Annotated in this window: 12 protein-coding genes; 8 read left to right on the plus strand and 4 right to left on the minus strand. The window is 63.0% G+C overall.

The annotated features are described in order from the left end of the window. Position 1: 1 nt before the first annotated feature. From tssL to JL811_RS17800, 4 genes are read left to right on the plus strand one after another with little or no spacing between them, the layout of a single operon-like run. On the plus strand, positions 2-1,444 hold the full coding sequence (gene tssL / locus JL811_RS17785; protein WP_202690058.1) for a type VI secretion system protein TssL, long form: 1,443 nt from the start codon (positions 2-4) through the stop codon (positions 1,442-1,444). Further along, positions 1,444-5,049 carry a type VI secretion system membrane subunit TssM gene (gene tssM, locus JL811_RS17790; RefSeq protein WP_202690059.1) on the plus strand — a complete coding sequence of 1,202 codons (3,606 nt, stop codon included), beginning with the start codon at positions 1,444-1,446 and terminating at the stop codon, positions 5,047-5,049. The genes tssL and tssM overlap by 1 nt, the downstream gene beginning before the upstream one ends. Further along, positions 5,049-5,729 carry a type VI secretion system-associated protein TagF gene (gene tagF / locus JL811_RS17795; RefSeq protein WP_202690060.1) on the plus strand — a complete coding sequence of 227 codons (681 nt, stop codon included), beginning with the start codon at positions 5,049-5,051 and terminating at the stop codon, positions 5,727-5,729. The genes tssM and tagF overlap by 1 nt, the downstream gene beginning before the upstream one ends. Further along, positions 5,726-6,436: a PP2C family protein-serine/threonine phosphatase gene (locus tag JL811_RS17800; protein WP_202690061.1), complete on the plus strand. Its 711-nt coding sequence runs from the start codon at positions 5,726-5,728 to the stop codon at positions 6,434-6,436. Before tagF ends, JL811_RS17800 begins: the two co-directional genes overlap by 4 nt. A gap of 144 nt (positions 6,437-6,580) precedes the next feature. Here the strand turns inward: JL811_RS17800 and JL811_RS17805 are convergent, their stop codons facing one another. Both JL811_RS17805 and JL811_RS17810 read right to left on the minus strand, forming a co-directional pair. Next, positions 6,581-8,686 (minus strand): serine/threonine-protein kinase, encoded by a 2,106-nt coding sequence (locus JL811_RS17805; RefSeq protein ID WP_202690062.1) that lies wholly within the window; start codon positions 8,684-8,686, stop codon positions 6,581-6,583. Between the two features lie 48 nt (positions 8,687-8,734). Continuing rightward, positions 8,735-9,313 (minus strand): OmpA family protein, encoded by a 579-nt coding sequence (locus JL811_RS17810; protein WP_202690063.1) that lies wholly within the window; start codon positions 9,311-9,313, stop codon positions 8,735-8,737. Positions 9,314-9,496: 183 nt separating this feature from the next. Between JL811_RS17810 and JL811_RS17815 the strand changes: the two genes are divergently transcribed. From JL811_RS17815 to JL811_RS17830, 4 genes are all read left to right on the plus strand, one after another. Next, on the plus strand, positions 9,497-10,339 hold the full coding sequence (locus tag JL811_RS17815; protein WP_202690064.1) for a M15 family metallopeptidase: 843 nt from the start codon (positions 9,497-9,499) through the stop codon (positions 10,337-10,339). Between the two features lie 153 nt (positions 10,340-10,492). Beyond that, positions 10,493-11,989 carry a caspase family protein gene (locus tag JL811_RS17820; RefSeq protein ID WP_202690065.1) on the plus strand — a complete coding sequence of 499 codons (1,497 nt, stop codon included), beginning with the start codon at positions 10,493-10,495 and terminating at the stop codon, positions 11,987-11,989. A 53-nt stretch (positions 11,990-12,042) separates the two neighbouring features. After that, entirely contained in the window at positions 12,043-12,840 is a 798-nt protein-coding gene (locus tag JL811_RS17825) for a hypothetical protein (RefSeq protein WP_202690066.1), read from the plus strand. A gap of 3 nt (positions 12,841-12,843) precedes the next feature. Continuing rightward, positions 12,844-13,410 (plus strand): hypothetical protein, encoded by a 567-nt coding sequence (locus JL811_RS17830; RefSeq protein ID WP_202690067.1) that lies wholly within the window; start codon positions 12,844-12,846, stop codon positions 13,408-13,410. A gap of 70 nt (positions 13,411-13,480) precedes the next feature. Here JL811_RS17830 and JL811_RS17835 read toward each other — a convergent pair whose 3' ends face one another. Beyond that, positions 13,481-14,719 carry a saccharopine dehydrogenase NADP-binding domain-containing protein gene (locus JL811_RS17835; protein WP_202690068.1) on the minus strand — a complete coding sequence of 413 codons (1,239 nt, stop codon included), beginning with the start codon at positions 14,717-14,719 and terminating at the stop codon, positions 13,481-13,483. A 41-nt stretch (positions 14,720-14,760) separates the two neighbouring features. Continuing rightward, positions 14,761-15,855, minus strand: a complete 1,095-nt coding sequence (locus tag JL811_RS17840; protein ID WP_202690069.1) for a carboxynorspermidine decarboxylase — start codon at positions 15,853-15,855, stop codon at positions 14,761-14,763. Between the last annotated feature and the right edge of the window lie 31 nt (positions 15,856-15,886).

Consider the following 15,886-nt stretch of genomic DNA (forward strand, 5'->3'; position numbering starts at 1 on the left):
GATGTCTGGAAACGACCCTTTTGCCGAGCCGGATGACAGCGAGCGCACGGTGATCCGTCCCAATCCGGCAGGACGCCGGGGCGGTGGCGGCGCGCCTGCGGCTGCGCCGCCTGCGGGCGTTCCCAATTATCCGGCCGCCGCGCCCAATGCGGCCCATCAGGCCGCCGCACAATCGGTCAGCTACGGGGTGCCGCAATCCAGCGCGGCGCAGGCCGCCGCCGATGCGGGCAAGACCGCCGAAAGCCCCATCGTGCTGGCCATGACGGGTATGAACCGGCTGAACGCAGCGGCGGCGACGCTGTTCGCGCTGGTCAGCCGAATCCGCAACCGCGCCCAGCATATGGAGCCCGAGGCCCTGCGCCGCAATGTCGTGGCCGAGATCCGCGGGTTCGAGACCCGGGCCATTCAGGCAGGCATCGACCCGCAGCAGGTCAAGGTCGCCCGCTATGCGATCTGCGCCACGATTGACGATGTGGTGCTGAACACGCCCTGGGGCGAACAGTCGATCTGGGGCATGCAATCCATGGTCGGCACCTTCCACCGTGAAACCGTTGGCGGCGACCGGTTCTATGACGTGCTGGCGCGGCTGGAACAGGATCCGCCGAACAACATCGAATTGCTGGAATTCATGTATATGTGTCTCAGCCTCGGGTTTGACGGGCGGTTGCGCGTCGAACAGGGCGGCGTGGACAAGCATCTGCAGATCCGCAACGGGTTGGCACGCATAATCCGCGCACAGCGTGGACAGGTGGAACAGGATCTTTCGCCGCATTGGCAGGGCGTGGACCGTCCGCATAAGGCGCTGTCGGCATGGAAGCCGGTCTATATCGCCATCGGCGTGATGGCGCTGCTGCTGTCCATCACCTTTGGGGGCATCTCGCTGGCGCTTGGCACGCAGACCGAACGGCTGCTGGGGCAGCTGGCCTCGGTCGATCCAGGGCGCCCGGCGGTGCTGGAACGCCCCGCTCCGCCGCCTCCGCCCCCGCCGCCTCCGCCCGGACCCAGTCAGGTCGAGGTCGTGTCGGGCTTTCTGGCCAAGGAAATCGAGGCGGGCACGATCAAGGTGTTTGAGGATGCCAATTCCCTGACCGTGCGTCTGGCCGGTGCCGCGATGTTCGGATCGGGGTCTGACAAACTGGCCGATGATGTGGTGGATACGATCGAACGTCTGGCCAAGGCGATGAACGAACAGCCCGGGCAGATCGTTGTCGCCGGGCATTCCGACAATGTGCCGATCCGGTCCTCGCGCTTTCCGTCCAACATGCATCTGTCGCTGGCCCGGGCGGAATCGGTGCGCAAGAAGATGGCCGAGTTCTTTGACGATGCAGAACGCCTGACGGCGGAAGGGCGGTCGGACAAGGAACCCATCGCGCCGAATGACACGGCCGAGGGGCGCGCGCAGAACCGCCGCATTGAAATTCTGCTGTTGAGGGAGGCAAGCTGATGATCAGACGCTATATCTTCCCGCTGTTCAAATCGGCCTATACGGCGATCCTGTTCACGACCATCATCCTGTGCGTCTGCCTTTGGTATTTCGGCCCGATGATCGGCTCGGATGAATGGCGGCCGCTTGATACCCCGCGCGCGCGTTTCATCGCCATCGGCATCCTGTTCGGTCTGGCGCTGTTCACCATTCTGCTGATCTTCCTGCTGCGCCGCAGGCGGAACCGCAAGCTGACCGAGGATATCGTCGCCTCGGTCGATGAGGGCGGTGGAGAGGATGACATAGTCAAGGGTGAACTTGACGAGATGCGCCAGAAGCTGAAAGAGGCGCTGACGCTGCTGCGCAAGTCGAAACTGGGGCGCAAGTCGCTTTATGAACTGCCCTGGTATGTGATGATCGGCCCGCCGGGCGCGGGCAAGACCACGGCCATTGTCAATTCAGGGCTGAAATTCCCGCTGGCCGACGAGATGGGCAAAGGGTCCATCGGCGGGGTCGGCGGCACGCGCAACTGCGACTGGTGGTTTACCGATCAGGCCGTGCTGATCGACACGGCGGGGCGCTACACCACGCAGGAAAGCGATGCGGAATCCGACAATGCGGGCTGGCTGGGCTTTCTCAACCTGCTGAAGCGGCACCGCAAACGCCAGCCGATCAATGGCGCGCTGATCGCGATTTCGCTGTCCGACCTGTCGATGCAGGATGAGGTCACGCAGGCCAGCCATGCCAAGGCGATCCGCCGCCGCCTGCATGAATTGCGCGAAAAGCTGGGTGTGCGCTTTCCGGTCTATGTGCTGTTCACGAAGGGCGACCTGATCGCGGGCTTTGCCGAGTTTTTCGACAATCTGGGCAAGGAAGCGCGGGAACAGGTCTGGGGCTTTACGCTGCCCTTGCCCAAGGGCGGCAAGGCCAAGGCCGACATGTCCCCGATTGCCGCCTTCGACGATGAATTCTCGGGCCTTCTGACGCAGTTGAACAGTCAGGCGCTTGAACGGATGCAGACGGAAATCGACCCTCAGCGCCGCAGCCTGATCGCGGGATTTCCGGGGCAGGTCGCGTCGGTGCGTCAGGTCGCGCGGGATTTCCTGAACGAGGTGTTTCTGGAAAACAAGTTCGAACACCGCCACATGCTGCGCGGTGTCTATTTCACATCCGGCACGCAGGAAGGCACCCCCATCGACCGGCTGATGATGGGCATGGCGCGGACCTTCGGCATCGGGCGGCAGGCCATCGGCACCGGCAAGGGCACGGGACGGTCCTTCTTTCTGACGCGGCTGTTCGAACAGGTCGTGTTCCGTGAGGCCGGTCTGGTTTCGGCCGATGACAAGGTCGAACGGCGTTACAAGATCACCCGGGCGCTGGCCATTGCCGCGACCGTTCTGGTCGCGATCACCGCCGCGACGCTCTGGACGCTCAGCTTCATGGCCAACCGCGCCATGATCGCCGAGGCGACCGAGCGTCTGAACGCCTATCAGTCGGCATCGGCGCTGATCCCGTCAAACCCGATTGCCGACAGTGACGTGCCGTCGGTCGTGCCCGCGCTGAACATCCTTTACGATATGCCCGCCAATACGCTGCGCCAGCTTCCCGAGGGGGAAACTGCCGTCATGCCGGCGGGGGCGGGGTATGGGCTGTATCAGGGCCGGGTGATTGGCGATCAGGGCGCGCAGGCCTATCGCGCGGCGCTGAACCAGCATCTGCTGCCGCGTCTCTTGCTGCGGCTCGAAGACCAGATTCAAGGCAATATCAACAATCCCGATATCCTGTATGAGGCACTGAAGATCTATCTGATGCTGGGCCAGCAAGGCCCGATGAGCAAGGATCTGGTGACCGAATGGATGACGCTGGACTGGAGCCTGTCCTTCCCCGGCCAGCCGCGTGAGGAATTGCGCAATGATCTGGACAAGCATCTTCGCGCCCTGCTGGCGCAGCCGATGCAGAAGATTTCGCTCAACGGGCCGCTGATCGAGATGGTGCAGGATATCCTTGCCGCCACCCCGCCCGCGCAGCGCATCTATACCGGCATCATCTCCAGCCCCCGCGCGCTGGAACTGCCGAAATGGCGGATCACCGATGTCGGCGGCCCTGCGGTGACGCGGGCGCTGGTGCGGTCCTCAGGCAAGCCGCTGAACGAGGGGATCGAGGGGATCTTCACCTATCGCGGTTTCAACGAGGTTTTTCTGGGTGAGGCGCTTGGCGTTGCCAAACGGATCCAGAGCGAAAGCTGGGTGCTGGGCAGTCGCGGCGGGATCGAGGAATCGGATGCCGCCCTTCTGGCGCTCAGCCGCGATGTGCTGGATCTTTACTACAACGATTATGTCGCCCGCTATGAGGGCGTGCTGTCGGATGTGGATATCATCCCGCTGGAAAGCCTGCGCCATGCGGTCGAGGTGACGAATGTGCTGTCGGGTCCGACATCGCCTATCGTCAACCTGCTGAACGCGATTGCCGATGAGACGAGGCTGACCGAGGACCGTTCGGCGCTTCCCACCGCAGCGGTCGGCGAAGGGGTTTCTGCGGTCGCGGGTCTTGAGCTGCGTTCGATCCTCAGTGTGCAGGCGCAGGCCTTTGTCGATGCGCTTGCATTCGGCGCGCAGCAATCGGGCGGCGAGCCCCCCAAGGCGCCCGGTGTCTATGTCGAAGAGCGGTTCTCATGGTTGCATGACCTTGTCCGCCGTCCCGACGGGCAGGCCTCGCAACTGGATGAGCTGGTCCTCACGCTGGAAGAGGTCTACCGGGAAATGAGCAAGCTTTCCTTCTCGGGTGTGGCCTCGGCCTCGACCGATCCGGGCAGCAGTGCGATTTTCGCCCTGACCGAGGCGACGCAACGCCTGCCCGGCCCGATGCAGCGCTGGACCACCCAGATTGCAGCCGGATCCTCGGGGATCACCGCCGATGGCAACCGGGCGGCGATCAATGCGAAATGGCAAAGTTCGGTCGCGCCTTTCTGTGAACAGGCGATCAACGGGCGCTATCCGTTCAACCGCCGGTCCTCAAACGATGTGGGGATGCAGGATTTCGCCCGCATGTTCTCGCCCGGAGGGCTGCTTGATGCCTTCTTCAACGAAAACCTTGCGAATATCGTCGATACCACTTCCCGGCCCTGGACATGGAAGCGGGTGAATGACGCCGATCTGGGCATCTCTCCCGAGGTTCTGGTGCAATTCGAACAGGCAGCGCTGATCCGGCAGGCCTTCTTCACCTCCGGGGCGACGCCTGCGGTCAGTTTCCAGATCACGCCCGAGGCGCTGGACCCCAAGGCCAATGCGGTAAAGCTCGAAGTCGACGGGGCTGCAGTGGATTTCAACCACACGATGGGCCAGCCCGCACCGGTCGGGATTACATGGCCGGGGGCGGCGGGGTTCGGGCGCGTGGCCTTCGATCCGCCGGCGCAGGGCGTGGAAAGCCAGTTGCGGCGTGACGGGCCGTGGGGCTGGTTCCGCCTGCTGGACGCGGCCGAGATCCGGCGCACCAATGTCAGCGACCGAAACCGGGTGATCTTCAATATCGGCGGGCGTATCGCGATCTTCCAGATGCAGTCGGGATCCTCGCTCAATCCCTTTGCCTTGCCCGCCCTGGGCAAGTTCACCTGTCCGCAGTCCTTCTGATGGTGTCGCGGTTCGGTGCCTTTGGCAAACTTCCGGCCCTCGGGGATTTCCTGCGGATGGACCTTGCCGCCGGTTTTATCGACCCCTGGGACCGCTGGTTGCAGGAGGGGCTGGTGATGGCGCGGGGGGCTCTGGGCGGTGCCTGGCAGGAGGCCTATTTTTCGGCGCCGATCTGGCGGTTCAACCTTGGCCCCGGGCTGTGCGGGGCAGCACCGGTGACCGGGGTGATGATGTCCTCGGTCGACCGGGTGGGGCGACAGTTTCCGCTGACGCTGGCCAGTCCGATGCCGGATGGCAATTCGCCGATCCTTGACCATTTCCTATCGGTGCCGATGTTCGAGGCGCTGGATGAGATTGCGCTGGCAGCCCTTGAGGATGACATGACAAAGGATCTGCTGCGCGACCGGCTGGCAACGCTCAGCCTGCCGCAGATGCCGACGCATATCACCGTGCTGCCGGGGCAGGGCGGGCTGGTGGTCAAAGGGGCCGCACAGGGCCAGCTGGTGCCCGAATTGGCGGCAAGCCTTGTGGCACAGGATTTCCGAAAACCCTCGGTCTGGTCGGCAGAGACCGCCGATGGAATGCGCATGATGGTCTGTGAGGGATTGCCCGCAGCGGGACAGATGATCGGACTTTTCGACATGGATGCGAAAGTCTGGCAGAGGATGGAAACAGAATGACGATCCGCTTCAGTGCCACCACCCATGTCGGCAAGGTGCGCAAGGTCAACGAGGATTCCATCCTTGCCCTGCCGGACCAGAAAATCTGGGTAGTCGCGGATGGCATGGGCGGCCATGCGGCAGGGGATTTCGCCAGTCAGGCCATCGTCGACACGATCGCGATGATCCCGCCGGACCAGCCGCCCGGTGATCTGATGCGCGGGCTGCGCCAGTCGATCATGCTGGCCCATGACCGGATCCGCGAAGAGGCCGAGCGCCGCCTGCAGGGCACGGTCGGGGCGACGGTTGTCGCGCTGATCCTGACCGATGAACATTTTGTAACCTTCTGGGCCGGGGACAGCCGCCTTTACCGGTTCCGCGATGGCAAGGTGGAGATGCTGACCACCGATCATTCGTTGGTGGCCGAATTTGTCGCCGCCGGGGAAATGACATGGGATGAGGCCGAGCATCATCCGCAATCCAATGCGATCACCCGTGCCGTGGGCGTGGGTGAAGAATTGCAACTCGACAAGATCCGCGGAGATGTCGCACCCGGCGACCGTTTCCTGCTGTGTTCGGACGGTCTGACGAAGTATGCGGGTTTCACGACACTGGAACGCATGGTCGTCGGCGCGCCCATTGAAACGGTTGCCGACAGTCTGATGACGCTGGCGCTGGATTCGGGCGGGGCCGACAATATTTCCATCATCGTCGTGGATGTGGCCTGACAGGGCTGGGACTGACGGGCCCGGTCGCGCCCGTCTTCCGCCGCCTGCGTTCAAACGCGGGGATGCCGCACGAGGGGCGCAGGCCTCAGGTTTGCCGTATTCAGGATTTGCGCATCAAGGATCGGCCGCAGCGGGGGGGTGCGGCTATTTTTTCTCGGTCGTCAGGATCCGGCTGTCGATGGAAAACGTCGCAGCCATCGCCTCTCCGCTTTCCTGACTGGCTACCGCTTCGGCAAAACTTTCGGTCGATTCAGAAATCGGGCGCAGGTTCTGGAACACCGGTTCCTCGGAATGCAGCACGACGACCTTGCTTTTGCCCAGAACGGAATCATCGACAAGGAAGGCCATGCGCGTGCTGCCCTGCGCCTCTTCGATGCCAAAGGCGACCCGCAGCAGGATCTCGCCCTCACGCCCTTCGCGCAGCGACGCAATGTCATTGGCAGGGCGGTTCACATTGGGCAGCAGGTGAAAGACGCTGCCCGTCACATCGACGATTGAGACCCAAAGGTAACCCGTCGTCACCTCCGCCGGAATGACAATGTCGATGGCGGGGTTTTCGCCCACGAAATAGCGCGCGGCAGGGTTGGGATCGGCCCGGTCGCCAAAGCCGAAGATCACGCCAAAGCCACGCGGAACCGAACGCGGCAGGGCCTGTTCGATCCGGCACAGGTTGGTGTTGAGGATCTCGACATCGACCAGAACGCTGCGATCCCCGGCAATTTCGCGTAGCGCCTCGGAGATGCGCAGGCGGGAGCCCTGTTCTGCCATCTTGCCGGAAATCACGATCCTGTCGCCCAGTGCCCAGCCATCGGCAGGCGCCTCGGATACCTGCAACGGGCCGCAATCGGCATTTTCCGCGACAAGCGCCTGCACCGGGGCGGGATCAAGGAAACGCGGACCCAGCACAAGGTCAAGCCGGGTATCCAGCGCACCGGCCTCGGCCAGCGATTCGCGCATCGCGGCCAGTTCAGCGCGGTCTTCCGTCAGCCCGCTGATCTGCGCGCTGTTGTCGGACACCGAAAGCTGCCATTCCGGCAGGGCGGCAACCTGATCGAACAGCGCCAGAAGATCCGGCCCCCAGCTTTCGGCGATATCGCCGGTGGCAAGCGCCAGATCCGCCGTGCCGCCCGCCGCCTCGGCCCGCTGGGCCAGCGCACCCTGCGTGGTTTCATCCGGGACATGACCGCTGATATGCAGCGCCGCGCCCGGGGCCGTGCCCGCCTCCAGAAGGAAGGGGCTGGCATGGGGCAGGGCCGGGGCCATCAGCCCGGACAGAGCGCCGAAATGCCATGCCGCGCCACCTGCCCCCAGCAGCAAAACAAGGGCGGCGACCAGCAGCCCCGACCCTTTGCGGCGTTCCGGCGGCGGGGGCACTGGTGGCGGCAGGGGTTCGGGCGGGCTGGTGCGCATGACATGGCGCGCGGTATAGGTCGGGTCGATGGCGCGCAGCACATCCTCGGCCGTCTGGAACCGGTCATCCGGGCCGGGCGCAGCCATCTTCGCGATCAGCGATTTCAACGGCTCGGGCACGCCCTCGACATTCAGGGGCGCCTCCTTGATCCGCAAAAGCTGCATCGGGTTTTCGCCGATATCAGGCGGCTCCCCCCGGAAGGTGGCCAGCAACAGCGCGCCAAGCGCATAGATATCCGACCGGTGATCGGAGGCACCGTTCAGCTGTTCCGGCGCGGCAAAGGCATATTTGCCCGCAAATTCATTGCCCACCACGGTTTCGGCGCCGGGATTGTCATCCTTGGCGATGCCGAAATCAATGATGACGGCCTCTTCGGGCCTGCCGTTGCGCAGGATGATATTGTCGGGCGACAGGTCACGATGCACGATATTGCGGGCATGGGCGGCGGCCAGTCCCTCAGCCACCCTTGCGGCGACCCGCACCAGTTCGGGCGCGGACATGCCGCCGGACAGCAGCTTTTCCTCAAGCCCCGGCCCGTCCACGAAATCCATGACCAGATAGACCTGACCATCCTGCGTGCGCTGGTTTTCGGAATAGCGCACGACCGCATCATGGCGCACGTCGCGGATCTGTTCTTCCCGCGTCATCAGGCGCAGGTAGTTTTCATTCTTCGCCAGTTCTGATTGCAGCACCTTGATGGCCACGAGCCGGCCCGAAATCTCGGACCGGGCACGGTAGACATCGGATGTTCCGCCTCGGCCCAGAAGGGCCTCGATCCGATAGGTGTTGTTCAGCAGATCACCCGGTTTGAAGGTGTCGCTCGATCTGGACTTGGTCATTCAGGACCTTCAGCGAGGGGCGGCAATCTGATGGAACTCAGGCTGATGTCAGCTCAGGGCCTGGAATTCGACACGGCGGTTTTCATCGGCACGCGGATCTTCCGCATTGTAGAGGAACCGCTTGCCCATGCCAACGGCCTCAAGCCGGGCCGGCACGATGCCGCAATCATTGACCAGATGGCGCTTCACCTCTTCGGCCCGCAGCAGCGAGAGTTTCTCGTTATAGGTATCGGATCCCGAGGCATCAGTATGGCCGACAATGCGGAAGAGTTCGACATCGACCGCCTTCATCGCCTCACACAAAGTGGCCAGTTTCGGCTTTTCATCAGGGCGCAGCACGGAACTGTCGAAATCGAAGGTGATGCGGATATTGACCTGCTCTTCCTTCTCGATCTGGGAATAGGTCACGGGCGCGATCTCGGTCTTGCCCTCAGCACTGGTGCTGGGCACGACGACCTGCGCGCTGCTGTTGGACACAAGTGCCAGTCCGCGGGTCTTCTGGCGCTGGAATTTTTCCTGCAACTCCTGCGCGCTGTCGGCTGCGCCATCCTGTGCGTGAACAAGGCTCGCCTGCGGCAGTGACAGCAGGGCGGCAAGGGAAAGGGCAATCAAAGACTGTTTCAACATGGCTCAAAGCCTTTCTGAAAAATGCGATGCCTGAAAACTATACCACAGGATGCCCCCGGACAACGAATTTTCAGACCGCCCATGGCATCACAAGCCTGATATCGCGCATCTTGCTGTTTCCCAACCGGGCCCAACCGGTATAGAATGCGGCGCAACCGCAGATTTCAGTTTCCGGGGCTCTAGATGCGTCTCCTGCCCGCCATCATTCTTGCCGTCGCCATCGTGCTTGCCCCGATGATCTGGTTTCTTGGATCCTGGATGTTTTCATCCGGCGGCGGGGACCAGACCGGGGGGCCTGCCGTCGACAGCGGTGCGCGGATCGAGATCGAGATCCTGCGCCAGCAGATGGAGGATCTGCAATTCCGGCTTGGCACGGTCGAGGATGAACTGTCCCGCCTGCAGCAGATGCCGCGCGAACCGATGGAACTGCAGGAAGGCGACGACATGCCGTTTGAGCGGCTGGGCGAAAACCAGATCGTCGACAGCTATGCGCAGGTCGTGCAGATCGCCGGTCGCCGGGGCATCAATACCGGCCTTTCGGTCGCAACCCCGTCCTTTCTGCTGGAAATGTTCGGCCCGCCCCGCGAACAGCTTTCCGACGATTGTGAGCCGATGACCAATCCCAAGCTGAAGGAAATGCTGGTGCTGGGCGATGTCGGCCCGATCCGGGTCAACATGCTGCGCCCGGCGGTCGAATCGATCCGCCGTGTGTTCGAAGAGGTCCGCCGCATGGATGTCGATCTCTACAACCGCATTTCCACGGCAGGCGCGCTGTGCGTCCGGCGCATCAGGGGGTCGCAAAGCTCGGTCTCGTCGCATGCGTTCGGTCTGGCGGTGGATCTGAACATCGACGGCGTGCTGGATACGCTGGGTGATGGCCGCACCCAGCTTGGCCTTACCATCCTGTCGGATTTCTTTCAGGCCGAGGGCTGGTTCTGGGGCGCGTCCTTTTCCCGGGAGGACAGCATGCATTTCGAAGTGTCGAAGGAAACGCTGATCCGTTGGCGCAGCGCCGGTGAGATCTGAACGCCGCCATTCGCGGGTCGCCATCTGCGGGGCTGGGCCGATTACGGGGACGTGAACTGCGCCCCGGCTTTGCACAGCGCCTGAATGGCATTAGACTGGCCATATGTCCCGGCTTTCTGTTCATTCCCCTCATTTGAAAATGGCATGGTTCCGATGAAAGACGCCCTGATCCGCCCGCTGATCCTCTGCGCCATGCTGCTGTTGCTGCCTTCGGCGGCGCTGGCCGAAAGGATCGCGCTGGTCGTCGGGGTAGCAGGCTATGAGCATATCGAACCTCTGGACAATACCGTCAACGATGCAAGGCTGATCGCGAAAACGCTTGAGGATATCGGCTTTACCGTGACGCTGGTCACCGATCCCGGCTATGCCGATCTGGCGCGTGAAATGGAAAGTTTCGCCTTCCAGTCCGAGACCGCGGAACTGGCGCTGATCTATTTTGCGGGCCACGGGATCGAGGTGCAGGGTGAGAATTTCCTTGTTCCCGCCGATGCCGATGTGCGGTCAAACCGCGATGTGCAGCGTCAGTCCGTCTCGCTCAACGATCTGCTGGCAACGGTGGACCGGGCGCGCGTCATGCGCATTGTCATTCTGGACAGTTGCCGCAACAATCCTTTCGGGGACGGGCTGGACCTTGCGGCGCTGGAAACCCCCGAGACCCCGGTTGAGGGCGCGCGCGGCACTGGCGGGCTTGCCCCGCCCTCCCCCGATCGCGGCACCTTGGTCGCCTTTGCCGCCAAGGACGGGCAGGTGGCGCTGGACGGGCTGGAAGGCAACAGCCCCTTTGCGCTGGCGCTGGCCGACCGCATGAAACAACCCGGGCTGGAAATCAGCCTGATGTTCCGGCAGGTGCGTGACAAGGTGTTGGATGTGACGGGAAACCAGCAGGAACCCCATACCTATGGTGCCTTGTCGGGCGTGCCCTTTTATCTGGCGGGCCCCGCCGAAGGCGATGACGGCACCGCGAATGCCGATCTGCGCGTGGCATGGTCGGGCATCCGCCCCGATCAGGAAAGCCAGCTGGTCGCGCTGGCCGATCTGGGGGATACGCGGTCGATGGTGGGGCTGGCCTATATGCGGCTGAACCCTCAGGCCGACCGTTTCGACCCGGCGGAGGCGGTAACACTGCTGACCCGCGCGGCCGAGGCCGGATCGCCCGAGGCGCAGTTCGAACTGGCCAAGCTGTATGAATCCGGCATCGGGGTCGGGGTTGATCCGGCCCGCGCGCTGGAACTCTATCAGGCGGCGGCGGCACAGGATTTTGCCGATGCGATCAACGATCTGGGTTTCCTGCATTATCAGGGCGAACTGGGCCTTCCCGCTGATCCGCAGGCAGCGCTGAAACTGTTCGAACGCGCGGCGGATCTGCGCCATCCGCAGGCGCTGTTCAACTTCTCGGCGCTGATTGATGACGGGCTGATTCAGGGCAAGGGAGCCACGGATGCGGCGGGCTATCTTTATGATGCGCTGCGCAGCGGGGCGCGGGATGTGCTGGATATCCTTGTCGAGCGCCCCAACATGTTCAGCCCTGATGCCCGCCGCGCCCTGCAGCGCAGACTGGCCGATAGCGGATTTTATACCGGGGCCATCGACGGCAGTTTCGGCCCCGGAACGCAGCGCGCGATCAAACTTGCTTTCGGATTGCGTGTCTGATTTTCTGGAAAGCAGTTTTTGACTCAATCGCTTTCATTTGAAAGGACATGAAAATGGCCCGCACGTCTTTTGTTGTCTGCACCGCGCTTGGTCTGGGCGTTGCCTTCGGATCCGGCACAGCCGAGGCCTCGGGGGATGACGTGACAACCCTGCCCGCTGCCGCTGCGTTTCACGAACTTGATTTCCGCATCCTGCCGCCCGGGACCGAACCGGAATCGCTGGGCCATGATGACGGGATGGCGGTCGATCCGGGTGAGGATTCCAATGGCGGCGGGGAAGGCGAATGCAGCGAATGCGGCCCCGGTGAAGGGGAGTATCCGGGCGAGGGTGAGTATCCGGGTGGAGGATCCTATTATTCGGCACCCGAGCGTCCCGACAGCGGCTTCACAGCACTGACGACGGGTCAGACCAATATCGTTGTCAGCTCGCTGACCGAAGGCGGGGAGGCCTGCGCCCGCTATGGGGAGTTGTTGCAGATCGACTGTCTGCGCGACGAATTGATGCGCGCCGCGCGCACCCTGCCGCGGAACGGTGAGTATGCCGAAATGCGTGAGGCGCTGGACGCGGCATCGGACAAGCTGGACCGGATCGTGCTGGAAAACGTGGACCGCACCGCGCCGGTGAACCGCTACCGCGCGCCAAATGCAAATGGTGATCGCGTCTCGGCCACCCCGATCCGGCCCGTGGCCCCCGAAAATCTTGCCCGCGCCAAGGCACAGGCCTCGGCGGTGATGGAGGAGTTGCAGACAACGCTGCTGCGGTCTGCATCGAATTCGGCCCGTAAGCAGGTGCATTTCCAGCGCGCCGCCGAAACCGTGGACAGCATGAAAGTGCTGTTGCGCTCGACCTGACGGATGGCGCGGCGGGCGGGCATTGCGCTGGTGGTCACGCTGGTTGCTGGGGTGGCCCTGCTGCCTGCGGGGCCTGTCCCTGCCGAGGTCACGATCTCGGGCGGCGGCAGCTTTGGCTGGGGCCGCGCGAATGCCGACAGCACGCGCAATGTGGAACGCTGGATTACCGGGGCGGCGCGGTTCTGCGGGTCCTATCACGCGCGCTGGCGGGTGGATTGCCTGCGCGATCAGTATCGGCAGGTGGTGCCGCGCCTGCCCCGGACCGGCCCTTATGCCGCCGTTGCGGTGGCGCTGTCCGCCGCCGCGGATGAACTGGACAGCATCGCCGCGCGTGAGGCCGATCCCGCCCGCGCGCCGGCGCGTCTGACGGAAGGGGGCGGCCGGCAAAGCGCGGGCACGGTCCGCGCCACGGCGCCTGCGCGGCAGAATTCAGCCAATCGCGCGGCGGCGGCGGTTATCGACCGGCTGGCGACGCAGCTTTTGCGCTCGGCACCCGCCGGGGCGACGCGGGATTTCGCGGCCCTGTCCCGCGCCGCCGAAGGCGCCAAGACGCTGCTGCGATCCGGCTGAGACGCGCGCAGATGGAAAAGGGGCGGAAGGCCATGGCCCCCGCCCCCGACGCAGCCCAGTCTTGCTTGCTTCAGAAGGTCATGTCGCGGTCACCCGCCGCATCCTTCACGCGGGTGGGCAGACCCATCCCGTTGAGCAGATCAAGGAAAGGCGCGGGGTCCAGATCCTCGACATTGACCATCCGGCCCGCATCCCATGTGCCTTGGGCAATCAGGATCGCAGCGGCCACCGGCGGCACGCCGGCGGTATAGCTGATGCCCTGACTGCCCACCTCATTGAAGGCATCCTTGTGGTCGGCGATGTTATAGACGAACACCTCGGCCGGTTTGCCGTCCTTTTCCCCCTTCACCAGCGTGCCGATACAGGTCTTGCCGGTATAATCGGGCGCAAGGCTGGCCGGATCGGGCAGCACGGCCTTTACCACCTTCAGCGGGATAACCTCTTGCCCCTCGGCGGTTTTCACCGGCTGTTCCGACAGAAGACCAAGATTTTTCAGTACGGTGAAGACGTTGATGTAGTGATCCCCGAACCCCATCCAGAAACGCACATCGGCATCGGGATAGCGGTTCGCCAGCGAATGCACCTCATCATGCCCGGTCATATAGGACTTTTGCTTGCCCACGACCGGCAGATCCCATTCGCGGCCCACCTCGAACATGGTGTTTTCCTGCCACGCGCCCTTCTGCCAGCTATAGACCGTGCCGGTGAATTCGCGAAAATTGATCTCGGGATCGAAATTGGTGGAAAACCAGCGCCCATGCGATCCGGCATTGATATCCACGATGTCGATGGATGTGATCTTGTCGATGAACCGGTCCTCGGCCAGTCGCGCATAGGCATTGACCACGCCCGGATCGAATCCGACGCCCAGAATGGCGGTGACGCCTGCCGCCTTGCAGGCATCGCGCTTCTTCCATTCGTAATTGGCATACCATGGCGGCGCTTCGCAAATCTTCGCGGGATCTTCGTGGATGGCGGTATCCATATAGGCAGCACCCGTCGTGATGCAGGCATCCAGCACCGACATATTGACGAAGGGGGATCCGACATTGATGACGATCTGCGCGCGTGTCGCACCGATCAGCGCGGCCACGGCGCCGGTATCGGTCGCATCCAGCCCATGCGCCTGAAACGGGCCCGGCACCTTCATCGCACCTTTCTCATGCACCGAGGCGATGATCGCTTCGCATTTGGCGACCGTGCGGCTGGCGATATGCAGATCGCCCAGAATATCGTTGTTCTGCGCGCATTTATGCGCGACGACCTGCGCGACGCCGCCCGCGCCGATGATGAGCACGTTCTTTTTCACTTCGAACCGTCTCCTTTAAGGACAGAGGGAAGGGGGAAGCCCTAGCCAAGGCTTCCGGCGAAATCCTGATAGCCGAATTGCCGTGCCACCGTCAGTGATCCGTCGGTTTCGCGGATCACGATGGCGGGCATCTTCACGCCGTTGAACCAGTTTTTCTTGACCATTGTGTAACCGGCGGCATCGGCAATCGACAGCCGGTCGCCGACATTCAGCGGCGCGGGAAAACTGAACTCACCGAAAATATCGCCCGCAAGGCAGGATTTGCCGCAAATCATGTAATCATGATCGCCTGACGTCTCCATCCGGGCGGATTGGCGGTAGATCAGCAGATCCAGCATATGCGCCTCGACCGAACTGTCGACCACCGCCAGTTTCTTGCCATTGTCCAGAATGTCCAGCACCGTCACCTCAAGGCTGGCGGTGTTGGTGATCGCGGCCTCACCCGGTTCCAGATAGACCTGCACGCCGAAACGGTCGGCAAAGGCGCGCAACCGCGCGGCCAGACGGTCCAGCGGATAACCCTCACCGGTGAAATGGATGCCGCCGCCAAGGCTGACCCATTGCAGCTTCGCCAGAAACCCGCCGAACTCGGCCTCGATCCGGCCAAGCTGCGCGTCAAACAGGTCGAAATCATCGTTTTCGCAATTGTAATGGATCATCACGCCGCTGATGCGGTCGGCCACCGATTCAAGTTTCGCCAGATCCCATTCGCCCAGACGGCTGAAAGGGCGGGCCGGATCGGCAAGATCAAAGCCCGAAGTCGAAAACCGCGGATTGAGCCGCAGACCGCGTGCAATCCCTGCGGTCTTGTTGTCGAAACGGTCCAGCTGACTGATCGAATTGAAGATGATCTTGTCGGCGTAACCCACCGCCTCATCCACCTCATCCTCGGCCCATGCGACGGAATAGGCATGGGTTTCCTTGCCGAACTTCTCGCGCCCCAGCCGCAATTCGTACAGGCTGGACGAGGTCGTGCCGTCCATATGGTCGCGCATCGCGTCAAAGACCGGCCATGTCGCAAAGCATTTCAACGCCAGCAGCGTCTTTGCCCCCGACAGATCCCGCAGACGGTCCATCCTGGCCATATTGGCGGCAAGACGGGTCTTGTCGATCAGGTAGAAAGGCGTCGGAATCATGGCGTCCCCCCCGGAATGGCAAGAGCGGTCG

The organism is Szabonella alba, from assembly GCF_016765775.1.
In the GTDB taxonomy this organism is placed as follows: Bacteria; Pseudomonadota; Alphaproteobacteria; order Rhodobacterales; family Rhodobacteraceae; genus Szabonella; species Szabonella alba.